Genomic DNA, 22,793 nt, shown 5'->3' with positions numbered 1-22,793 from the left:
AAACCTATTGTGTCAAATAAATCCATAGTTGATATGATTGAAACGATTGAGCACTTTGCTCAGACACAAGCCAGTTATCCAGTTTACAATGTTTTGGGGCAAGAGCATACTTATGGTGATCTGAAGGCTGATTCGGATAGTTTGGCTGCAGCTATCGACCAACTAGGCTTGCCTGAGAAATCTCCAGTCGTCGTTTTTGGTGGTCAGGAATATGAGATGTTGGCTACCTTTGTAGCGCTAACTAAGTCAGGTCATGCCTACATTCCAATTGATAGCCATTCGGCCTTGGAACGAGTTTCTGCTATCGTAGAAGTTGCAGAGCCAAGCTTGATTATTGCTATCTCAGATTTTCCATTAGAGCAAACTAGCACACCGATGCTGAATTTAAAGCAAGTCCATGAAGCTTTTGCTCAAGCTTCCAGCTACGAGATGACCCATCCAGTCAAGGGAGATGACAACTACTACATCATCTTTACTTCTGGTACGACTGGTAAGCCAAAGGGAGTGCAGATTTCCCATGATAATCTCCTCAGCTTTACCAACTGGATGATTACAGATAAGGAATTTGAGACGCCAAGTCGTCCACAAATGCTGGCTCAGCCCCCTTATTCTTTTGACCTATCTGTCATGTACTGGGCGCCAACCTTAGCACTGGGTGGCACGCTTTTCGCTCTTCCATCTGCCATTACTCAGGACTTCAAAAAACTCTTTGCGACAATTTTTTCCTTGCCAATCGCTATCTGGACCTCGACGCCTTCCTTTGCAGATATGGCCATGTTGTCAGAAGACTTTAATAGTGAGAAAATGCCAGGAATCACGCATTTCTACTTTGATGGTGAAGAATTGACGGTCAAAACAGCTCAAAAACTGCGCGAGCGATTCCCAAATGCCCGTATCATCAATGCCTACGGTCCGACAGAAGCTACAGTAGCCCTATCGGCAGTGGCAATTACAGATGAGATGCTAGAAACTATGAAACGCCTGCCAATCGGCTATACCAAGGCGGATTCTCCGACCTTTATCCTTGATGAGGAAGGGCAGAAAGTTCCCAATGGTGAGCAGGGAGAAATCATCGTTTCTGGACCAGCTGTTTCAAAAGGCTATATGAACAATCCTGAAAAAACGGCAGAAGCCTTCTTTACGTTCGAAGGTCTTCCAGCCTATCACACAGGAGATGTGGGAACTATGACAGATGAGGGCTTGCTTCTCTACGGTGGACGGATGGACTTCCAGATTAAGTTTAATGGTTATCGTATTGAGCTTGAAGATGTCTCGCAAAATCTCAATAAGTCTCGCTATATCGAGTCGGCTGTTGCTGTCCCACGTTATAACAAGGACCATAAGGTGCAGAATTTACTGGCCTATGTCATCCTAAAGGATGGTATCCGTCAGCAATTTGAACGCGATATCGATATAACCAAGGCTATCAAGGAAGATTTGGCAGATATCATGATGTCCTATATGATGCCGTCTAAATTCCTTTATCGGGACAGCTTACCGCTGACTCCTAATGGTAAGATTGACATCAAAGGCTTGATTAACGAGGTAAACAGTCGATGATGGAATTTTTCAAACAGTTTCCTCATTTGGAACCTTATGGGAATCCACAGTATTTTCTATACATCATCGGAGCGACCTTGCCCATCTTTATCGGTCTTTTTTTCAAGAAACGTTTTGCCTTATATGAGGTGCTCGTTAGTCTTTTCTTTATCGTCACCATGTTGGTTGGTGGAAAGACGAATCAAATAAGCGCTTTGATCCTTTATGTTATCTGGCAAGTACTTCTTGTATCTTTCTACAAAAGGTACAGGAAAAAACGGGATAGTAAATGGATATTTTACCTGATTAGCTTTTTATCCCTATTGCCAATCGTCTTTGTGAAAGTATCTCCTGCTATTCATGGACCTCAATCTTTGTTTGGCTTTTTAGGGATTTCTTACTTGACCTTTCGTGCAGTTGGGGTTATCGTTGAGTTGAGAGACGGTGTCATCAAGGAATTAACGATCTGGCAATTCTTACGTTTTCTTCTTTTTATGCCGACTTTCTCAAGTGGTCCCATTGATCGTTTTAAACGCTTCAATGAAAATTACGAGACCATTCCTGAGCGGGATGAGCTGATGGATATGCTAGAGGAGGCTGTCAAATATATCATGCTTGGCTTCCTCTACAAGTTTATCTTGGCTCACATTTTAGGAGAGACATTATTGCCTCCGCTGAAAAATTTGGCCTTGCAGACAGGTGGTTTCTTTAACCTCTACGCTTTAGCGGTCATGTACACCTTTGGTCTGGAGCTCTTCTTTGACTTTGCGGGCTACTCTATGTTTGCCTTAGCCATTTCAAACTTGATGGGTATTCATAGTCCTATCAACTTTAACAAGCCTTTTTTGTCAAGGGATTTAAAAGAGTTTTGGAATCGCTGGCACATGAGTCTGTCTTTCTGGTTCCGTGACTTTGTCTTTATGCGGATGGTCATGGTGTTGACCAGAAAGAAGGTCTTTAAAAATCGCAATATCACTTCAAGTGTAGCCTATATTCTCAATATGCTGATTATGGGATTTTGGCATGGTGTGACCTGGTACTATATCGCCTACGGACTTTTCCATGGGATTGGGCTAGTCATCAATGACGCTTGGATTCGTAAGAAAAAAGCGCTCAATAAAGAACGGAAAAAAGCTGGAAAGGGTTCCTTACCTGAGAATCGCTGGATTCAGTTGCTTGGCATGGTTGTCACCTTCCATGTCGTGATGGTTTCATTCTTAATCTTTTCTGGATTTTTGAATGATTTGTGGTTTAAAAAATAAAAGGATATTAAAATGGATATCAAATCAGAAGTTATTGAAATTATTGATGAGTTGTTTATGGAAGATGTTTCTGACATGATGGATGAAGATCTTTTTGATGCCGGTGTCTTGGATAGCATGGGAACGGTTGAATTGATTGTTGAGATTGAAAACCGTTTTGACATTCGTGTTCCAGTGACGGAGTTCGGTCGTGATGACTGGAATACGGCTAATAAAATCGTAGCAGGTATTACGGAGTTGAAGAATGCTTAAACGCTTGTGGCTGATCTTCGGGCCTCTGCTTCTTGCTAGTATTCTTGTTTTCTTACTAATCTTTTTCTATCCAAACAATCCAAGTCATAATTTGATGGAAGAGAAATATTCTGCAGCAGCGATTAGTTCGGAAAGTTTTAAAGAGAGAAGTCAAAAAGTGAGAGCCTTTACGGAACCAAATATGCGCTTTATTCCCTTTTTTGGCTCAAGTGAGTGGATTCGTTTTGATAGCATGCACCCAGCGGTCTTGGCGGAGAAGTATAGCCGTCCCTACCGTCCTTACTTTTTGGGGCAAGCAGGAGCAGCTTCTCTCAATCAGTATTTCGGCATGCAGCAGATCTTGCCAGAAATCGAGGAAAAGCAGGCAGTATTTGTCATTTCCCCTCAGTGGTTTACAGAGGAGGACTATGAGCCAGCATTCTTCCAAAACTACTTTAACAACGATCAGTTGACAGCCTTTCTAGAAAATCAATCGGGAGATATAGCAGCCAAACATGCAGCTAAACGTCTCTTAAAGCAAAATCCTGGAGTCTCTATGAAGGGTATCGTTGAGAAACTGTCAAAGGGTGAGGAATTATCAGAGGTTGATCATGCTATTATCAAGGCATTTGCACGTTTTAATGAGCGTCAGGCCTCTCTATTTGGACAATTTTCCATTCGAGGAAAACTCAAGTACAAGGAACACGTGGAGAACTATTTAAAAGATCTTCCAGATCAATTTTCTTATGAGGAGTTAGAAAAAATTGCTCGAAAGGATGCAGAAGCCAATACCAATAATAACGATATGGGAATTGAAAATCAATTTTATAAGACCCAGGTGAAAGACTACCTCGAGAAGTATAAGGGCTATCAAAAAAATTACAATTTCCTCAAGTCGTCTGAATATAATGATTTGCAGTTGGTTCTCAATCAATTTGCCAAATCAAAGGTCAATGTCCTTTTTGTGATCCAGCCTGTCAATAAAAAATGGATGGCCCATACAGGGCTCAGCGAGGAAATGTACCAACATGCTGTTGAAAAAATTCGTTACCAGTTAGAAAGTCAAGGTTTCACCAACATTGCTGACTTTTCTAAAAAAGGTGGAGATCCCTACTTTGTCAAGGACACCATTCACATTGGTTGGTTGGGTTGGCTAGCTTTTGATAAGGTTGTCAATCCCTTCTTGACGGATCCGACTCCAGCTCCAGACTATAAGATGAATGACCGCTTCTTTAGCAAGGACTGGGCGACCTATGATGGGAACATCAAAGATTTCCAATAAAATGAGTTAAAAGTTTGGGATTTAAACCCAAGCTTTTTTGTTTAAATGGCGAATATTTAAGATACAAATAGGTCAAAAGTTTCAAAATTTTTAGAAATAGCGTATAATATAAAAGAGAAAAAGAAAAGAAAGGGATTTTAAAATGAACAAACGTTCTTTGTTACCTGTCTTATCGACAGCCCTGTTAGCTCCAGCCTTCTTAGCTGGACAAGTATACGCTGAAGAAGCGACAACTCCTGCAGAAAGTTCAGCTGTCGTAGCGACTCCAGCTACGTCGGCGACTCCAGCTCCTGTTGAGAGCCCTGCGGTACCGGAAACTTCAGCAACTTCAGAAGCGGTTGCACCTGCAGAAACTCCGTCAGCTCCTGCTGAATCTACTAAAAGCGAAGAAAAGGACACCGTTATCTTACACACTAATGATGTCCATGGTCGTATTGTAGAGGAAAAGGGAGTAATTGGTGATGCTAAGTTAGCGACTGTCATTGAGCAGGAACGCGCGAAATCAAATCAAAATACTCTGGTTGTTGATGCGGGAGACGCTTTCCAAGGTTTACCGATTTCCAACTCTACAAAGGGTGAAGCACGCGCCGAAATTCTTAATCAGATGCAGTATGATGCCATGGCAGTAGGAAATCATGAGTTTGACTTTGGTTTAGACGAAGCTAAGAAATACAAGGAAATCTTGAAATTCCCATTACTTAGTTCAAATACCTACGTCAATGGTGCTCGTCTCTTTGAAGCTTCTACAATCGTTGATAAAGATAAGACTGTGGAAGGCGATGAATTTGTTGTAATCGGTGTGACAACACCTGAAACAGCTACCAAAACTCACCCTAAAAATGTCAAAGGGGTAACTTTTACAGATCCAATCTCTGAAGTCAATAAGGTCATCGAAGAAGTTCAAGCCAAGGCGCGTGCAGAAGGTAAGGACTACAAACACTATGTTGTGCTCGCTCACTTGGGTGTGGATACTACAACCCCAGTCGAATGGCGCGGTTCAACCTTGGCAGAAGCCTTGTCTAAAAATCCTCGTTTGAAAGGGAAACGCGTAACAGTAATCGACGGTCACTCTCATACAGTAGAATCAACGACCTATGGAGATAATGTTACCTATAACCAGACGGGAAGCTACCTTCATAATGTAGGAAAAATCACCTACAAATCACGTCAGCTTTTGGGTAATCCTACGTTGATTGCGGCTGCAGATGCTAAAAAATTACCAGCTAATCCTACAGTTGAAAAACTGGTCAAAGACATTAAACAAAAATACGATGCTGAAAATGCGGTTGAGATTGTCTCAAACAGCCCTGTAGAACTAAACGGTGATCGTGAAAATGTTCGGGTCCGTGAAACCAACCTCGGAAACGTCGTGGCAGACTCGCTCTATCAGTATGGTCAAACAGGATTTAGCCATCCGACAGACATCGCTGTGACAAATGGTGGTGGCTTGCGTGAAACCATTGCAAAAGGCAAACCAATCACTAAAGGAAATGTCATTGCTGTTCTTCCGTTTGGAAATACCATCTCACAAATCCAAGTGACGGGGCAACAAGTTTTGGATATGTTTGAAAAATCACTCGGATCTATCTTGCAGGTCGATAAGGATGGCAAGAAGGTCTTGGATGAGAACGGACAACCATTGTTAGAGCCAAGTGGTGGTTTCTTGCAAGTTTCGGGTGTGAAGGTCTACTATGATACCAACCTACCATCAGGCAAACGTGTCTTGGCCATCCAGGTTAAAAACCGTGCAACAGGTCGTTATGAACTACTGGACCTCGCAAAAACCTACTATCTTGCAACCAATGATTTCTTAGCTGCGGGTGGTGATGGCTACACTATGTTGGGTGGCGCTCGTGAAGAAGGCCCATCTATGGATGCAGCCTTTGCAGAGTATCTGAAAACCGCTGATTTGACCCAGTATGAAAAGATCAATCCGAACTCACGGACGATTTCTGTGGATTCTACAACTTTTAGTCTACCAGTAGAAACGCCTCAAACGAATGCGGCTGCTAACGATGCGACTACAAATGTGCCATTGACTTATGAGGTGGCAGGTCAATTTAGCAAGAAGGCAGTTGTCTCAGAAAAAGCTCTCCCAAATACAGGAAGTGAACAGTCCATCTTCTTGCTCTTGATGGGAATGGTAGCTGGTTTGGCAGGTATCTTATCGAGTCGAAAACCAAAGCAAAAATAGGTTAAATTTTACATCTAGAAGAGTCTAGGGAAACGTTTTTACGCCTTTTTCCCTTGACTCTTTTTTGGTTTATGATATAATTAACCAGTAAAGAATCGGTGGCTATCTCTATTTTTTACGAAAAAGATAGCTAGGGAAGGAGTAACACATGAGACAGCTTGCACAGGAAATCGATAACTTTTTAAACGAGGTGATCTTGAGATCTGAGAACCAGCATGAAATTCTAATCGGGCATTGCACAAGTGACGTAGCCTTGACCAATACTCAGGAACACATCCTCATGCTCTTGTCCGAAGAATCCCTAACCAACTCGGAGTTGGCCCGTCGCCTCAATGTCAGTCAGGCGGCAGTGACCAAGGCTATCAAGTCTTTGGTCAAAGAGGGTATGTTAGAGACATCTAGAGATCCAAAAGATGCGCGTGTGATTTTTTACCAACTGACAGAACTAGCTCGACCAGTGGCAGAGGAACACCACCATCATCATGAACACACGCTCTTAGCCTATGAACAAGTAGCAAGTCAGTTTACTCCAAATGAACAAGAAGTTATCCAGCGGTTTTTAACTGCTTTAGTAGGAGAAATCAAATAATGCGGTATATTACAGTAGAGGACTTATCTTTCTATTATGATAAAGAACCTGTCCTCGAGCATATCAACTACAGTGTTGATAGTGGGGAGTTTGTTACCCTGACTGGTGAAAATGGAGCTGCCAAGACGACGCTGATCAAGGCGAGTCTAGGTATCCTGCAACCAAGATTTGGTAAAGTAACCATCTCAAAGACAAATACTCATGGGAAAAAGCTTAGGATAGCCTATCTTCCCCAGCAAATTGCCAGTTTCAATGCTGGCTTTCCAAGTACAGTTTATGAATTTGTCAAGTCGGGTCGCTATCCTCGAAAGGGCTGGTTCCGTCGCTTGAATGCTCATGATGAGGAACATATCAAGGCCAGTCTAGACTCGGTTGGTATGTGGGAACATCGTGACAAACGAATTGGCTCCCTTTCTGGTGGGCAAAAGCAACGAGCAGTGATTGCTCGGATGTTTGCTTCTGACCCAGATATCTTTGTCTTGGATGAGCCGACGACAGGGATGGATGCAGGGAGCAAAAATGAATTTTACGAACTCATGCACCATAGTGCTCATCACCATGGCAAGGCTGTTTTGATGATTACCCATGACCCTGAGGAGGTCAAGGACTATGCAGATCGCAATATTCATCTAGTTCGTAACCAAGATTCGCCATGGCGTTGTTTCAACGTTCACGAAAGCGACCAGGAGGTGGAACATGCTTAGTTTGTTATCTTATGACTTCATGCAGCGTGCCTTCTTGGCGGTCATTGCCATGAGTCTCTTTTCTCCAGTTCTTGGGACCTTCCTTATCTTACGTCGTCAGAGTCTCATGAGCGATACCCTCAGTCACGTTTCTCTGTCAGGGGTAGCCTTTGGTCTGGTTTTGGGAATTTCTCCAACCATTTCAACCATTGCCATTGTCTTGATCGCTGCGGTCTTTCTAGAATATCTCCGGACAGTCTATAAGAACTTTATGGAAATTGGAACTGCCATCCTCATGTCAACAGGACTTGCAGTGTCTCTGATTGTCATGAGTAAGGGGAAAAGTTCGAGTTCCATGAGTCTGGATCAATACCTCTTTGGTTCGATTGTGACCATTAGCCAGGAGCAGGTGATATTCCTCTTTGCCATTGCGGCGGTCGTTTTGCTATTGACTTTCTTGTTCTTGCGACCAATGTATATCCTGACTTTTGATGAGGACACGGCCTTTGTGGATGGCTTGCCCGTTCGTACCATGTCCATCCTCTTTAACATGGTGACAGGGGTGGCCATTGCCCTTATGATTCCAGCTGCAGGAGCTCTTCTGGTATCGACCATTATGGTCTTGCCAGCTAGTATTGCCCTTCGTCTGGGGAAAAACTTCAAATCCGTTATGTTACTAGCCAGCGCTATTGGCTTTTTGGGAATGGTGGCAGGTCTTTATATTTCCTACTATGTGGAAACCCCTGCTAGCGCTAGTATCACTATTATCTTTGTAGCTGTCTTTTTGTTAGTCAGTCTACTGAAACGTTTTATCAAATAGGAGAATGAAATGAAAAAACTGAGCTTACTACTGGCTAGTCTATGTGCCCTGTTTTTAGTGGCTTGTTCCAATCAAAAACAGGCAGATGGGAAACTCAATATCGTGACAACCTTTTACCCTGTCTACGAATTTACCAAACAAGTCGCAGGAGATACTGCTAATGTAGAACTTCTAATCGGTGCTGGTACAGAACCCCATGAGTATGAACCGTCTGCCAAGGCAGTTGCCAAAATCCAAGACGCAGATACCTTTGTCTATGAAAATGAAAATATGGAAACTTGGGTTCCAAAATTGTTAGAATCCTTGGATAAGAAAAAAGTGAAAACTATCAAGGCGACAGGTGATATGCTCCTCTTGCCAGGTGGTGAGGAAGAAGAGGAAGGGCATGATCATGGCGGCGAGGGTCACCATCACGAATACGATCCTCATGTTTGGCTTTCACCAGCACGCGCCATCAAACTGGTAGAGCATATCCGTGACAGCTTGTCAGCAGATTATCCTGATAAAAAAGAGACTTTTGAGAAGAATGCAGCTGCCTATATTGAAAAATTGCAAGCCTTGGACAAGGTCTACACAGATGGTTTGTCTCAAGCTAAACAAAAGAGCTTTGTGACCCAGCACGCTGCCTTTAACTACCTTGCCTTGGACTACGGTCTCAAGCAAGTATCTATCTCAGGTCTCTCACCAGATGCAGAACCATCAGCAGCACGTTTGGCAGAATTGACCGAGTATATCAAGAAAAACAAGATTTCTTATATCTACTTCGAAGAAAATGCCTCACAAGCCCTCGCTAATACACTTTCAAAAGAAACAGGTGTCAAACTAGACGTGCTCAATCCGCTAGAAAGTTTGACAGAAGAAGCAACCAAGGCTGGTGAGGACTATATCTCCGTGATGGAGAAAAACCTCAAGGCTTTGAAACAGACAACGGATCAAGAAGGACCGGAAATCGAGCCAGAGAAGGAAGAAAATACCAAGACAGTTCACAATGGTTACTTTGAGGATGCAGATGTCAAAGACCGTACCTTGAGTGACTATGTAGGCAACTGGCAGTCAGTTTATCCTTTCCTTGAGGATGGAACCTTTGATCAAGTCTTTGACTACAAGGCTAAGTTGACTGGCAAGATGACCAAGGATGAGTACAAGGCCTACTATAGAAAAGGCTATCAGACAGATGTGACTAAAATCAACATTACGGACAACACTATGGAATTTGTTCAAGGTGGACAAAGTAAGAAATTTACGTATAAGTATGTCGGCAAGAAAATCTTGACGTATAAGAAAGGTAATCGTGGTGTGCGCTTCCTCTTTGAAGCGACAGATGCGGACGCTGGACAGTTCAAGTACGTTCAGTTTAGTGACCACAATATCGCCCCAGTTAAAGCAGAACATTTCCATATCTTCTTTGGAGGTACTAGCCAAGAAGCCCTCTTTGAAGAGATGGATAACTGGCCAACCTACTACCCAGATAACCTATCTGGCCAAGAAATCGCCCAAGAAATGTTGGCGCATTGATGCAAGAGAGAATCCCGCAAATCTGCGGGATTTTTTGCTGGAAACGATTAGGTTGTTAGGCATTATAGTACCACAGTTGTGCTGTTCACAATGTGATAAAGAGGTCATTTTCTACTGGCTGATTCTCACTAGCTGGCGAATGCAAAAGCTACGATTGTACAAATTATAGAATCTTTTCAGGGGATTTAGGAAGGGAGCTTAGTCATATTGACGCTGCTATCGCTTTTTGTTATAGTCAAGGAGAGAGCAGTCTGGAAGCATAGTTTATTCACAGTCTGTGGATAAGTCTAGGGGAAAATGACATACAACTCAGGGTGTTGAAGTATCCTGAAAATAGTTCCGTATGTTAGTGAATTTCTGGAAAGCTAGTATAAACCCTAGTACAGAGCTATTTGACAAAGGTCTGTTTAGGGTGAAAGTTTCCAAGTCTAAGAGCTGGATTCTGAAAAAACTAGTTTTTAGGCATGCTTTCTTATCCACAAGTTGTGGATAACCTTGTGAACAAGAGAAAGAGATATGAGATGATGACGAACATAAAACCACATGGGCCATTACCAAGTCAGACCCAGCTGGATTATTTAGAGGATGAACTAGCTGCCTTTATCCATTTTGGTCCCAATACCTTTTATGACCAGGAATGGGGAACAGGCCAGGAGGAGCCTGAATGCTTTAACCCGACCAAGTTGGATGCGCGTGAGTGGGTTCGGGTGCTCAAAGAAACAGGTTTTAAAAAACTGATTTTGGTGGTCAAGCACCACGATGGATTTGTGCTCTACCCGACAGCACATACAGATTATTCGGTCAAGGCTAGTCCTTGGAGGAAAGGAGCGGGGGACTTGCTCCTTGAAGTTTCCCAAGCTGCAACTGAGTTTGACATGGATATGGGAGTTTATTTATCTCCTTGGGATGCCCATAGTCCCCTTTATCATGTGGACCGAGAAGCAGAATACAATGCCTACTATCTGGCTCAGTTGAAGGAAATTTTGTCAAATCCTGTCTATGGAAATGGAGGGAAATTTGCTGAGGTCTGGATGGATGGTGCCAGAGGAGAGGGCGCTCAAAAGGTCAATTATGAATTTGAAAAATGGTTTGAAATCATTCGTGAACTGCAGGGCGATTGCTTGATTTTTTCAACAGAAGGAACTAGTATCCGCTGGATTGGCAATGAACGAGGCTATGCAGGTGATCCCCTGTGGCAAAAGGTGAATCCTGACAAACTAGGAACAGAAGCAGAGCTGGACTATCTTCAGCACGGAGATTCCTCAGGCACGATTTTTTCAATCGGAGAGGCAGATGTTTCCATCCGTCCAGGTTGGTTTTACCATGAGGACCAGGATCCCAAGTCTCTCGAGGAATTGGTCGAAATCTACTTTCACTCGGTGGGCCAGGGAACTCCACTCTTGCTCAATATTCCGCCGAATCAAGATGGTCTCTTTGATGAAAGGGATATTGAACGCCTTTATGAATTTGCGGCTTATCGCAATGAGCTCTATAAAGAAGATTTGGCTCTGGGAGCTGCGGTATCTGGTCCTACTCTCTCCGCAGACTTTGCCTGTCACCATCTGACAGACGGCTTTGAGACTAGTTCTTGGGCAAGTGATGCAGAACTGCCAATTCAGTTAGAGCTCGATTTTGAGTCACCTAAAACTTTTGATGTGATCGAGCTGAGGGAAGATTTGAAGCTAGGACAACGCATCGTTGCTTTCCATGTTCAGGTAGAGTTGGATGGCGTCTGGCAGGAGTTTGGATCAGGATTTACAGTGGGCTATAAACGCCTTTTGCGAGGATCCATGGTAGAGGCTCAGAAGGTGCGTGTAATCATCACAGAGGCACAATATATGCCTGTATTGACCAAGATTTCCCTCTATAAAACTCCTAGCTTATCAAAAACAGAAGTTATTCAAGGACTAGCATTTGCAGAAAAAAGTCTAGCTGTGACAAAGGGAGAGACTCTTCATTTTAGGATTGAACGTAGCGAAAGTAGTACTCCTTTGGAGGCTAAGATTTCGATTCAACCGGGGACTGGTGTGCATGGTGTCGCCTATCAGGACGAGATTCAAGTTATTGAGTTTCAAGTTGGCGAGACTGAAAAAAGATTGACGCTTCCAACCTTGTATTTCGCAGGAGATAAAACCTTGGATTTCTATCTGAATCTAACGGTGGGTGGTCAGCTTGTGGATCAACTTCAAGTCCAAGTTTCATAAAAGAAGAACCTTTGCGCGATGCAAAGGTTCTTTTGGTTATGAGTGATTTGGTAGCCAGCTGAGGGTGAAGGTCAGTTGCTTGGCTTTCAAGAGGTCTTGGTGTTGAATGCTAGATACAGGGGTCTCATCCAATCGACACTCTTTGATAAAGTTAAAATGGCTGTAGTTTTGTTCAGCATGGATATCCAACCATTTATTTTCTTTGGCAAGGTAGACGCGGAGATGATCAAAGAGGGGAATTCCGAGGTCATAGCTTGGTTTTCCTGGACAGGTCGGGTAGAATCCAAGAGCCGACCAGATATACCAGGCAGAGAGACTGCCATTGTCCTCATCGCCAGGATAGGCTTGCCAACATGGGTGAAAGGTTTTCTGACGTAGCGTCTTGATTAGAAGGCTAGTGTATTCAGGGTAGTCACTGTAGCGGAAGAGATAAGGGATATGGAAGCTAGGTTGGTTGGAAATGGCGATTTGCCCAAAAGGAGCTGTAGCCATCTCGCTCATCTCGTGAATCTCATAACCATAGCCGGTCGTTTCAAAGAGAGGAGCATCTTGACAGGCTTTCAAAAGGTAGTGGCTAAAGGCTTCTTTTCCACCCATCAGTTGGATTAAGCCAGGAATGTCGTGTAGAACTCCCAAAGTCGCTTGAATGGCGGAACATTCGGCGTAGTCTCGTCCCCAACTGTAAGGAGAGAAGTCAGGTTGGAAGTTGCCTTGACGATCTCGTGCACGCATATAGCCTGTCTCAGAGTCAAAGAGATGACGGAAATTCTGCGATGCGACCTTATAAGTCTGGGCGATGTCATTCTGACCTTGTTTTTCGGCACAGCTGGCGATGCAAAAATCACTATAGGCGTAGTCTAGGGTGTGGCTGACGCTTTCGTGGTGGTCAGTAGAGAGGTAGCCTAACTCTTGGTATTCGGCTAGTCCGTGACGACCATTGATGCCGAGAGGGTCGGACTTGGTGGCTGTCTCCAGCATGGCTTGGAAGAGTTCTTCTTCCAAGTCGGGAGCCATTTCCTTGCAAGCGCTATCTGCGATAATGCCGTCCAATAGAGTACCAGGCATCATACCACGTTCATCTGGGGCTAGCCATTTAGGCAGGAATCCAGTATCACGGTAGCTATTGAAGAAACCTTCTAGAAAGCGGTGATAGTGTTCTGGTATAATAAGGGCAAAGAGGGGGAAGGTGGTGCGGAAGGTATCCCAGAAACCATTGTTGCTAAAGAGGACACCAGGCTTGACAGTACCAGTAGACAAATCCATGTGGATGGCCTGCCCTGACTCGTTCACATCATAAAATGTCTGTGGGAAGAGGAAAAGTCTGTAGAGGCAGTGGTCAAAGAAGGTCCGGTCGGCTTCACCTGTCTCCACGATATCAAAACGGTGGAGGAGATTTTCCCAGTCTGCTTGGGCATTTGCTTTACAGCTATCAAAGTCCGTTTGAGGTAGATTGATTAGAGCTTGATAAGGGGAGATGAAAGAAGTCCCTAGTTGAATCTCAGCATGACTACTTGCTAAGTCAATTCGCCAGTCTCCGCTTTCTTGGCTGACAGCAAGAATATCCGTGTTCATTTGCAGAGAAGTGAACAGTATCAGCGGATTTTTATTGGTCTCTGTTTTGCCTTCTTGTCTTAGGGACAGAGTCCGCTTATCTACCTGCTCCACTGTCAGTTCATCTTCTGCGTGAAGGTAGAGGGAGAGGGATTTGCCTTGCTTTTGCTCTAGGCGCATAGAGGCACCATAGCAAGTTGGTGTGAGCTGGGTTTCAATCTGATAGCGCAGAGAAAAGAGCTTCAAATAGTGAGGCTGGAAGCAAGCTTTATCTATATCATAAGAAGACTGGCGGTGAAAGAGACTGTCTCCCCCAAGCTGACCTGTGACAGATGTCAGAAGGAGCCATGAGTAGTCCCCAATCCAAGGGCTAGGCTGGTGGGTTAAGCGAATCCCCTGAAAGATAGGCAGATGCGGATCGAAAAACCAAGATCCGTCCTGGTCACTAGTCTGGGGCACAAAATAATTCATCCCAAAAGGCACGCCTGTGTATGGTAGGGTATTTCCCCGAGAGAAGGCATGCTTGCTAGCAGTACCAAAGCGGGTATCGATAGTTTCAAGTAGTGGTTTCATAGTCTTTCCTTTAGCTGTTTTTCTACATTATATCAGAAAAATGAGACCTTTAGAGATGGGGTTCGAAAGTAAGCAATTTTGTAGAAAAATGACTATCATTTGTGTATGTATTTTCTGTCTCAAAAACTATATACTGAACATGAAACTTGTTTGAAAGAGGAAAAATTAAAAATGGTTTATTCTAAAGAAATCGTCAGAGAATGGCTGGATGAAGTAGCAGAGCGTGCCAAGGACCATCCGGAGTGGGTGGATGTCTTTGAGCGTTGCTATACCGACACCTTGGACAATACGGTTGAGATTCTAGAAGATGGTTCAACCTTTGTATTGACAGGGGATATTCCTGCCATGTGGCTTCGTGACTCGACGGCCCAACTCAGACCCTATCTTCATGTGGCTAAAAGAGATCCTCTCTTGCGTCAGACCATTGCAGGTTTGGTCAAGCGTCAGATGACCTTGGTGCTCAAGGATCCTTATGCCAACTCCTTTAACATTGAGGAGAACTGGAAGGGCCACCACGAGACTGACCACACAGATCTTAACGGCTGGATCTGGGAACGCAAGTATGAGGTGGACTCGCTTTGCTATCCTTTGCAGCTGGCTTATCTCCTTTGGAAAGAAACAGGGGAAACCAGTCAGTTTGATGAAACTTTTGTCACAGCAACTAAGGAAATCCTTCATCTCTGGACAGTAGAGCAAGATCACAACAACTCTCCTTATCGTTTTGTTCGTGATACAGACCGTAAGGAAGACACTTTGGTAAATGATGGCTTTGGACCTGACTTTGCAGTGACAGGTATGACCTGGTCAGCCTTCCGTCCAAGTGATGATTGCTGTCAGTATAGCTATTTGATTCCATCCAATATGTTTGCCGTAGTTGTCTTGGGTTATGTCCAAGAAATCTTTGCAGAATTGAATCTAGCTGATAGCGAGAGTGTCATCGCAGACGCTAAACGCCTGCAAGCAGAGATCCAAGAAGGGATCGAAAACTATGCCTACACCACCAATAGCAAGGGTGAAAAGATTTACGCCTTTGAAGTGGATGGTCTAGGAAATGCTAGCATCATGGATGATCCAAATGTTCCAAGTTTGTTGGCTGCTCCTTATCTGGGCTATTGCGACATTGAAGATGAAGTGTATCAAGCAACTCGTCGTACCATTCTGAGCCCTGAAAATCCATACTTCTACCAAGGAGAATACGCTAGCGGTCTCGGAAGTTCTCATACCTTCTACCGCTATATCTGGCCAATCGCCCTTTCTATCCAAGGCTTGACAACAAGAGATAAGGCGGAGAAGAAATTCTTGCTCGATCAGCTCGTTGCCTGCGATGGTGGCACAGGTGTCATGCACGAAAGCTTCCACGTAGATGATCCAACGCTCTACTCTCGCGAATGGTTCTCATGGGCCAACATGATGTTCTGTGAGTTAGTCTTGGATTACCTGGGTATTCGCTAATGAGCCTTAGCTCAATAGGTTCTTGCAAAGAATCACAAATATATTTTTAAATTTAATTTAGAATGAGGTTTTACTTCATGGAAAATGTTGTTGTACATATTATCTCACATAGTCACTGGGATCGTGAGTGGTACTTGCCTTTTGAAAGCCACCGGATGCAGTTGGTGGAATTGTTTGACAATCTTTTTGATCTCTTTGAAAATGACCCTGAGTTCAAGAGTTTCCACTTGGATGGACAAACTATTGTTCTTGATGACTACTTGGAAATTCGCCCTGAAAATCGTGACAAAGTCCAACGTTACATTGACGAAGGCAAACTTAAAATTGGTCCCTTTTACATCTTGCAGGATGATTACTTGATTTCAAGTGAAGCCAACGTCCGCAACACCTTGATTGGTCAAGCTGAATGTGCAAAATGGGGCAAATCAACCCAGATTGGTTACTTCCCAGATACCTTTGGAAATATGGGACAAGCTCCCCAAATCCTTCAAAAATCAGGTATTCACGTGGCAGCCTTTGGGCGTGGTGTCAAGCCGATTGGATTTGACAACCAAGTTCTCGAAGATGAGCAGTTCACATCCCAGTTTTCAGAAATGTACTGGCAGGGTGCAGACGGAAGTCGTGTCCTCGGTATCCTCTTTGCCAACTGGTACAGTAACGGGAATGAAATCCCAGTTGATAAGGACGAAGCCTTGGCCTTTTGGAAACAAAAATTGTCAGACGTGCGTGACTATGCTTCGACCAACCAATGGTTGATGATGAACGGCTGTGACCACCAGCCTGTACAGCGAAATCTGAGTGAAGCCATTTGTGTGGCCAATGAACTCTTCCCAGATGTGACCTTTGTGCATAGTTCCTTTGATGACTATGTTCATGCAGTAGAAAGTGCTCTACCAGAGCAGTTATCAACGGTTACAGGTGAGTTGACAAGTCAGGAAACAGATGGTTGGTACACGCTTGCCAACACTTCCTCATCACGCATTTACCTCAAACAATCCTTCCAAGAAAATAGCAATCTCCTAGAACAAGTAGTGGAGCCATTGACCGTCATCACTGGCGGCCACAACCATAAGGACCAGTTGACCTATGCTTGGAAAGTCCTTCTGCAAAATGCGCCACATGACAGTATCTGTGGCTGTAGCGTGGACGAGGTTCACCGTGAGATGGAAACACGTTTTGCCAAGGTTAACCAAGTTGGAAACTTTGTTAAGACCAATCTTCTCAATGAGTGGAAGGGCAAAATCGCAACCCACGAAGCCCAAAGCGACCATCTCTTTACCGTCATCAACACAGGCTTGCACGACAAGGTTGATACGGTCAGCACCGTGATTGATGTGGCGACTTGTGATTTCAAGGAATTACACCCAACAGAAGGTTATAAGAAGATGGCATCCTTGACCTTGCCAAGCTACCGTGTCGAAGACTTGGAGGGGCATGCTGTAGAAGCGAAAATCGAAGATCTGGGAGCTAACTTTGAGTATGATTTGCCAAAAGATAAGTTCCGTCAGGCTCGCATCGCTCGACAAGTGCGCGTGACAGTACCTGTTCACCTAGCACCACTTTCTTGGACAACCTTCCAATTGCTTGAAGGAGAACAAGAACATCGTGACGGTATTTACCAAAATGGAGTGATTGATACGCCATTTGTAACGGTCAGTGTGGATGAAACTATCACAGTCTACGACAAGACAACTCATGAAGCTTATGAAGATGTTATTCGCTTTGAAGACCGTGGTGACATCGGAAATGAGTACATCTACTTCCAACCAAAAGGAACAGAGCCTATCTACGCAGAACTCAAAGACTATGAGGTCTTGGAAAATACAGCTCGTTTTGCCAAGATCTTGCTCAAGCATGAATTGACAATTCCAGTAAGTGCAGACGAAAAACTGGATGCGGAACAAAGAGGTATCATCGAGTTTATGACGCGTGAAGCTGGGCGCTCAGATGAATGGACAAGCATTCTTCTTGAAACAGAGATGACCGTCTTTGTTGACAATCCACAAATCCGCTTCAAGACTCGCTTTACCAACACCGCTAAGGACCACCGGATCCGTCTCTTGGTTAAGACTCATAATACGCGTCCAAGCAATGATTCGGAAAGCATTTATGAGGTAGTGACACGACCAAATAAACCAGCGGCTTCATGGGAAAATCCTGAAAATCCTCAACACCAACAAGCCTTTGTCAGTCTGTATGACGATGAAAAAGGGGTGACGGTGGCCAATAAAGGATTGCACGAGTATGAAATCCTTGGAGATGATACCATTGCCGTGACCGTTCTTCGTGCCTCAGGTGAGTTAGGTGACTGGGGTTACTTCCCAACACCAGAGGCTCAGTGCTTGCGTGAGTTTGAAGTCGAGTTTGCGCTTGAATGCCACCAAGCAGGGGAACGCTTCTCAGCCTTCCGTCGTGCCAAAGCCTTCCAAACACCATTCACTAGTCTTCAAGTTGCTAAACAAGAAGGAAGTGTTGCTGCGACTGGTAGCCTCTTGAGTCATGCGGCACTCAGCTTACCACAAGTTTGCCCAACAGCCTTTAAAGTGGCTGAAAATGAAGAAGGATATGTCCTCCGTTACTACAATATGAGTCAAGAAAATGTTCGCATATCAGAACACCAACAAACCATTTTGGACTTGCTTGAGCGACCATATCCAGTTCATTCAGGACTCTTAGCACCACAAGAAATTCGTACAGAATTGATTAAAAAAGAAGACATTTAACAGTTTTAAAGTGTTCTATAACTAATACTATGAGATAGAAAGGAGGGGCGAAAGAGTAAGGATAAACTACTGATTCGCCCCTTTTTTGGTGAAAATATGATGATTGCAACCATTGATATCGGAGGAACTGGGATTAAGTTTGCCAGTCTGACTCCTGATGGAAAAATACTAGATAAGACAAGTACACCGACACCAGAAACCCTAGAAGATTTACTGGCATGGCTAGACAAATGCTTGGCAGAGAAAGATTATAAGGGCATTGCCATGAGCGTTCCAGGCGCGGTCAATCAAGAGACAGGTGTGATTGATGGCTTCAGTGCCGTGCCTTACATCCATGGTTTTTCTTGGTATGAGACGTTTGCTCATCATCAGCTACCTGTCCATCTAGAAAATGATGCCAACTGTGTTGGACTTAGTGAACTGCTGGCTCATCCAGAGATTGAAAATGCAGCCTGTGTCGTGATTGGGACAGGAATTGGCGGAGCTATGATTATCAATGGCAAACTTCACCGTGGTCGCCACGGCTTAGGTGGTGAGTTTGGCTATATGACAACCATTGCACCAGCTGAAAAACTTAACAACTGGTCACTATTAGCCTCTACAGGAAACATGGTTCGCTACGTAATTGAAAAATCTGGTCAGACTGACTGGGATGGTCGCAAGATTTACCAAGAAGCTGCAGTCGGGAATGCCCTTTGCCAAGAAGCCATTGAGCGCATGAACCGTAATCTGGCGCAAGGCTTGCTCAATATCCAGTATCTGATCGATCCAGATGTCATTAGTCTGGGAGGCTCTATCAGCCAAAATCCAGACTTCATCCAAGGGGTCAAAAAAGCTGTCGAAGCATTTGTCGAGACCTACGAAGAATACACGGTCGCACCAGTTATCCAGGCCTGCACCTATCATGCAGAAGCCAATCTCTACGGTGCCCTTGTCAACTGGTTGCAGGAGGAAAACCAATGGTAATTTTTACAGGACTTAGTCCCAAACAAGAGCAAGCATTAGAGTTGCTTAAAAAGCACATTTCGCTAGCAGATGTAGAGGTAGCAGTCGCTCAGTCTGACCAAGCCTCTATCTCTATCAAGTTTGAGGATGGCCACTATCAACTAACTTATCGCAAACCTCACCAACTTTACCGCGCCTTGTCCTTGTTGGCAACAGCTCTAGTAGAAGGTGATAAGGTAGAGATTGAAGAAGAAGCTGCTTACGAAGAGTTGGCCTACATGGCAGACTGTTCACGAAATGCAGTGCTCAATGTCGCTTCTGCCAAACAGATGATTGAGGTCTTGGCTCTCATGGGTTATTCAACCTTTGAGCTTTACATGGAAGATACTTATCAGATTGAGGGACAACCTTACTTTGGTTATTTCCGTGGTGCCTACTCGGCTGAGGAGCTGCAGGAAATAGAAGCCTACGCCCAGCAGTTTGACATGACCTTTGTGCCTTGCATCCAGACCTTGGCTCATTTGTCGGCCTTCGTTAAATGGGGTGTCAAAGAAGTGCAGGAACTTCGTGATGTAGAGGACATTCTCCTTATTGGTGAAGAAAAGGTTTATGATTTGATTGATGGCATGTTTGCCACTCTGTCTAAACTGCAGACACGCAAGGTCAATATCGGGATGGACGAAGCCCACTTGGTTGGTTTGGGACGCTACCTGATCTTGAACGGTGTTGTGGACCGTAGTCTCCTCATGTGTCAACACTTGGAGCGCGTGCTGGATATTGCCGATAAGTATGGTTTCCACTGCCAAATGTGGAGCGATATGTTCTTTAAACTCATGTCAGCGGATGGCCAGTACGATCGTGACGTGGAGATTCCAGAGGAAACTCGTGTCTACCTAGACCGTCTCAAAGACCGTGTGACCTTGGTTTACTGGGATTATTATCAAGACAGCGAAGAAAAGTACAATCGCAATTTCCGCAACCATCACAAGATTAGCCAAGATATTGCCTTTGCAGGTGGTGCTTGGAAGTGGATTGGTTTCACACCCAACAACCATTTCAGCCGTCTCATCGCTATCGAGGCCAATAAAGCCTGTCGTGCCAATCAGATAAAAGAAGTTATCGTGACGGGTTGGGGGGATAACGGTGGCGAGACAGCCCAGTTTTCTATCCTACCAAGTCTGCAAATCTGGGCAGAACTCAGCTACCGCAATGACTTAGATCGTTTGTCTGCTAACTTCAAGACCAATACAGGTCTATCAGTTGAGGACTTCATGCAGATTGACCTAGCTAACCTTTTGCCAGACCTGCCAGGTAATCTCAGTGGTATCAATCCCAACCGCTATGTTTTTTATCAGGATGTTCTCTGTCCGATTCTTGACAGACACATAACACCTGAACAGGACAAACTGCACTTCGCTCAGGCCGCTGCGACGCTTGCTGAAATCAAAGAAAAAGCAGGAAATTATGCTTATCTCTTTGAAACTCAGGCCCAGTTGAACCAGATTTTAAGCAGTAAAGTGGATGTGGGACGACGCATTCGTGAAACTTATAAAGTCGCTGACAAAGTCAGCTTGCAGCAAATCGCCAGAGAAGAATTACCAAAACTCAGAAGTGAGATTGAAACTTTCCACAAACTCTTTAGTCAACAATGGTTGAAAGAAAACAAGGTCTTTGGTTTGGATACGGTTGATATCCGTATGGGCGGACTCTTACAAAGAATCAAGCGAGCAGAGAGTCGCATCGAGGCTTATCTGGCAGGTCAGATTGACCGTATCGAAGAATTAGAAGTTGAAATCCTTCCATTTAATGATTTTTATGGAGACAAGGACTTTGCAGCCACAACAGCCAACCAGTGGCACACCATTGCGACCGCATCGACGATTTATACGACTTAATACTCTTCGAAAATCAATTTCAAACCATGTCAGCTTCGCCTTGCCGTAGGTATGGTTACTGACTTCGTCAGTCTTATCTACAACCTCAAAACAGTGTTTTGAGCTGACTTCGTCAGTTTTATCTGCAACCTCAAAGCAGTGCTTTGAGCAGCTTGCGGCTAGCTTCCTAGTTTGCTCTTTGATTTTCATTGAGTATAAAAACAAGAATAGTGTCCCTTGTTCAGAGTGTTTCTCGTGAAACCTATTTCTTATAAAAAACTTCTCCACATAAAATAATTTGTGGAGTTTTTTCTATAATTAGTAGTTTAAACTATTCTTAAAATAAGAGTATACTAATTATGTAATCGTTATCAAACCTAAAAATTCGATGAAATCAGTTTTTAGGAATAAAATGGGAGGAAATTATGAAAAAGTTTTCAAAGACCTTGAGAGATAACTGGATTTTTCTCTTGATGGTTTTACCAGGGGCACTTTGGTTGATTCTATTCTTCTATATCCCAGTATTTGGAAATGTGGTCGCCTTTAAAGATTACCATATGAGTGGTGAAGGATTTATCCACAGTATTATGAATAGTAAGTGGGTCGGCCTCGATAACTTTAAGTTCTTGTTTAGTTCTAAAGATGCCTTTATCATTACTCGAAATACTGTCCTTTACAACCTTGGATTCATCTTTATTGGTTTGATTGTGTCAGTTGGAATTGCTATCATCCTCAGTGAGCTTCGTTCTAAGAGAATGGTTAAAATTTTCCAAACGTCTATGTTGTTCCCGTACTTCTTGTCATGGGTTATCATCAGTTTCTTTACAGATGCTTTCCTAAACATTGACAAAGGGGTCTTCAACCATTTCCTAACATCCATTGGCATGAAGGAAGTCAACTTCTACGCTGACTTAGGCATTTGGCCATACCTTCTCCTTTTCTTAGGTATTTGGAAAGGATTTGGATATAGCAGTGTCATGTACTATGCGACAATCATGGGAATTGACCCAACCTACTACGAAGCAGCAACAGTGGACGGGGCTAGCAAGTGGCAACGTATTCGCAACGTAACCATTCCTCAGTTGACTCCACTTGTAACTGTCTTGACCATCCTTGCAGTCGGAAATATCTTCCGCGCAGACTTCGGTCTCTTCTATCAAATCCCACACAATGCTGGTCAGCTTTACAATGTAACTAACGTTTTGGACGTATATGTCTTTAATGGTTTGACTCAGACAGCAGATATCGGTATGGCTTCAGCAGCCGGTCTTTACCAATCCGTTGTCGGCTTGATACTGGTTATCCTATCAAACTTGCTTGCAAGACGAGTTGATCCAAACTCAGCTTTGTTCTAGA

At 43.9% G+C, this 22,793-nt stretch carries 16 protein-coding genes; 15 read left to right on the top strand and 1 reads right to left on the bottom strand.

The annotated features are described in order from the left end of the window. Window positions 1-9: 9 nt before the first annotated feature. From dltA to A0739_RS04965, 10 genes are all read left to right on the top strand, one after another. Window positions 10-1,560: a D-alanine--poly(phosphoribitol) ligase subunit DltA gene (gene dltA, locus A0739_RS05010; protein ID WP_061587264.1), complete on the top strand. Its 1,551-nt coding sequence runs from the start codon at window positions 10-12 to the stop codon at window positions 1,558-1,560. Beyond that, window positions 1,557-2,801, top strand: coding sequence for a D-alanyl-lipoteichoic acid biosynthesis protein DltB (gene dltB, locus A0739_RS05005; RefSeq protein ID WP_061587263.1), 1,245 nt, complete (start codon window positions 1,557-1,559; stop codon window positions 2,799-2,801). The genes dltA and dltB overlap by 4 nt, the downstream gene beginning before the upstream one ends. Before the next feature lie 12 nt (window positions 2,802-2,813). Continuing rightward, on the top strand, window positions 2,814-3,053 hold the full coding sequence (gene dltC, locus A0739_RS05000) for a D-alanine--poly(phosphoribitol) ligase subunit DltC (protein ID WP_000351968.1): 240 nt from the start codon (window positions 2,814-2,816) through the stop codon (window positions 3,051-3,053). Then, the gene (gene dltD, locus A0739_RS04995) at window positions 3,046-4,314 is read left to right on the top strand and encodes a D-alanyl-lipoteichoic acid biosynthesis protein DltD (RefSeq protein WP_000919848.1); all 1,269 of its coding nucleotides are present in this window, start codon (window positions 3,046-3,048) and stop codon (window positions 4,312-4,314) included. The genes dltC and dltD overlap by 8 nt, the downstream gene beginning before the upstream one ends. Before the next feature lie 142 nt (window positions 4,315-4,456). Next, window positions 4,457-6,508 carry a cell surface ecto-5'-nucleotidase Nt5e gene (nt5e, locus tag A0739_RS04990; RefSeq protein WP_061587262.1) on the top strand — a complete coding sequence of 684 codons (2,052 nt, stop codon included), beginning with the start codon at window positions 4,457-4,459 and terminating at the stop codon, window positions 6,506-6,508. A 148-nt stretch (window positions 6,509-6,656) separates the two neighbouring features. After that, on the top strand, window positions 6,657-7,097 hold the full coding sequence (adcR, locus tag A0739_RS04985; RefSeq protein ID WP_001249328.1) for a zinc-dependent transcriptional regulator AdcR: 441 nt from the start codon (window positions 6,657-6,659) through the stop codon (window positions 7,095-7,097). Continuing rightward, on the top strand, window positions 7,097-7,801 hold the full coding sequence (locus tag A0739_RS04980) for a metal ABC transporter ATP-binding protein (RefSeq protein ID WP_001269483.1): 705 nt from the start codon (window positions 7,097-7,099) through the stop codon (window positions 7,799-7,801). Before adcR ends, A0739_RS04980 begins: the two co-directional genes overlap by 1 nt. Next, window positions 7,794-8,600, top strand: a complete 807-nt coding sequence (locus A0739_RS04975) for a metal ABC transporter permease (RefSeq protein WP_061587261.1) — start codon at window positions 7,794-7,796, stop codon at window positions 8,598-8,600. The genes A0739_RS04980 and A0739_RS04975 overlap by 8 nt, the downstream gene beginning before the upstream one ends. A 9-nt stretch (window positions 8,601-8,609) precedes the next feature. After that, window positions 8,610-10,115 carry a zinc ABC transporter substrate-binding lipoprotein AdcA gene (adcA, locus tag A0739_RS04970; RefSeq protein WP_061587260.1) on the top strand — a complete coding sequence of 502 codons (1,506 nt, stop codon included), beginning with the start codon at window positions 8,610-8,612 and terminating at the stop codon, window positions 10,113-10,115. Window positions 10,116-10,639: 524 nt separating this feature from the next. Beyond that, complete coding sequence (locus A0739_RS04965) at window positions 10,640-12,319, top strand: alpha-L-fucosidase (RefSeq protein ID WP_061587280.1); 1,680 nt, start codon at window positions 10,640-10,642, stop codon at window positions 12,317-12,319. Window positions 12,320-12,355: 36 nt separating this feature from the next. Here the strand turns inward: A0739_RS04965 and A0739_RS04960 are convergent, their stop codons facing one another. Next, entirely contained in the window at window positions 12,356-14,443 is a 2,088-nt protein-coding gene (locus tag A0739_RS04960) for a GH92 family glycosyl hydrolase (protein ID WP_061587259.1), read from the bottom strand. Window positions 14,444-14,614: 171 nt separating this feature from the next. On the opposite strand from A0739_RS04960, the gene A0739_RS04955 reads away from it, so the two are divergent. From A0739_RS04955 to A0739_RS04930, 5 genes are all read left to right on the top strand, one after another. Next, the gene (locus tag A0739_RS04955; RefSeq protein WP_061587258.1) at window positions 14,615-15,895 is read left to right on the top strand and encodes a glycoside hydrolase family 125 protein; all 1,281 of its coding nucleotides are present in this window, start codon (window positions 14,615-14,617) and stop codon (window positions 15,893-15,895) included. 77 nt (window positions 15,896-15,972) lie between these two features. After that, a complete protein-coding gene (locus A0739_RS04950; RefSeq protein ID WP_061587257.1) occupies window positions 15,973-18,618 on the top strand; it encodes an alpha-mannosidase in 2,646 nt (881 codons plus the stop codon). 96 nt (window positions 18,619-18,714) lie between these two features. Next, window positions 18,715-19,584: an ROK family protein gene (locus A0739_RS04945; protein WP_061587256.1), complete on the top strand. Its 870-nt coding sequence runs from the start codon at window positions 18,715-18,717 to the stop codon at window positions 19,582-19,584. After that, window positions 19,578-21,458, top strand: a complete 1,881-nt coding sequence (locus tag A0739_RS04940; RefSeq protein ID WP_061587255.1) for a beta-N-acetylhexosaminidase — start codon at window positions 19,578-19,580, stop codon at window positions 21,456-21,458. The genes A0739_RS04945 and A0739_RS04940 overlap by 7 nt, the downstream gene beginning before the upstream one ends. 404 nt (window positions 21,459-21,862) lie before the next feature. Continuing rightward, the gene (locus A0739_RS04930; protein ID WP_061587254.1) at window positions 21,863-22,792 is read left to right on the top strand and encodes an ABC transporter permease; all 930 of its coding nucleotides are present in this window, start codon (window positions 21,863-21,865) and stop codon (window positions 22,790-22,792) included. Window position 22,793: the final 1 nt, after the last annotated feature.

It is taken from the genome of Streptococcus oralis (assembly GCF_001588645.1).
In the GTDB taxonomy this organism is placed as follows: domain Bacteria; phylum Bacillota; class Bacilli; order Lactobacillales; family Streptococcaceae; genus Streptococcus; species Streptococcus oralis_AB.
This window is presented reverse-complemented; position numbering and strand designations above follow the sequence as displayed.

Coding starts and splice junctions, on each gene's coding strand:
- dltB (WP_061587263.1), top strand. CDS start 1,557: ATGATGGAATTTTTCAAACAGTTTCCTCATTTGGAACCTTATGGGAAT.
- dltC (WP_000351968.1), top strand. CDS start 2,814: ATGGATATCAAATCAGAAGTTATTGAAATTATTGATGAGTTGTTTATG.
- dltD (WP_000919848.1), top strand. CDS start 3,046: ATGCTTAAACGCTTGTGGCTGATCTTCGGGCCTCTGCTTCTTGCTAGT.
- nt5e (WP_061587262.1), top strand. CDS start 4,457: ATGAACAAACGTTCTTTGTTACCTGTCTTATCGACAGCCCTGTTAGCT.
- adcR (WP_001249328.1), top strand. CDS start 6,657: ATGAGACAGCTTGCACAGGAAATCGATAACTTTTTAAACGAGGTGATC.
- A0739_RS04980 (WP_001269483.1), top strand. CDS start 7,097: ATGCGGTATATTACAGTAGAGGACTTATCTTTCTATTATGATAAAGAA.
- A0739_RS04975 (WP_061587261.1), top strand. CDS start 7,794: ATGCTTAGTTTGTTATCTTATGACTTCATGCAGCGTGCCTTCTTGGCG.
- adcA (WP_061587260.1), top strand. CDS start 8,610: ATGAAAAAACTGAGCTTACTACTGGCTAGTCTATGTGCCCTGTTTTTA.
- A0739_RS04965 (WP_061587280.1), top strand. CDS start 10,640: ATGACGAACATAAAACCACATGGGCCATTACCAAGTCAGACCCAGCTG.
- A0739_RS04960 (WP_061587259.1), bottom strand. CDS start 14,443: ATGAAACCACTACTTGAAACTATCGATACCCGCTTTGGTACTGCTAGC.
- A0739_RS04955 (WP_061587258.1), top strand. CDS start 14,615: ATGGTTTATTCTAAAGAAATCGTCAGAGAATGGCTGGATGAAGTAGCA.
- A0739_RS04950 (WP_061587257.1), top strand. CDS start 15,973: ATGGAAAATGTTGTTGTACATATTATCTCACATAGTCACTGGGATCGT.
- A0739_RS04945 (WP_061587256.1), top strand. CDS start 18,715: ATGATGATTGCAACCATTGATATCGGAGGAACTGGGATTAAGTTTGCC.
- A0739_RS04940 (WP_061587255.1), top strand. CDS start 19,578: ATGGTAATTTTTACAGGACTTAGTCCCAAACAAGAGCAAGCATTAGAG.
- A0739_RS04930 (WP_061587254.1), top strand. CDS start 21,863: ATGAAAAAGTTTTCAAAGACCTTGAGAGATAACTGGATTTTTCTCTTG.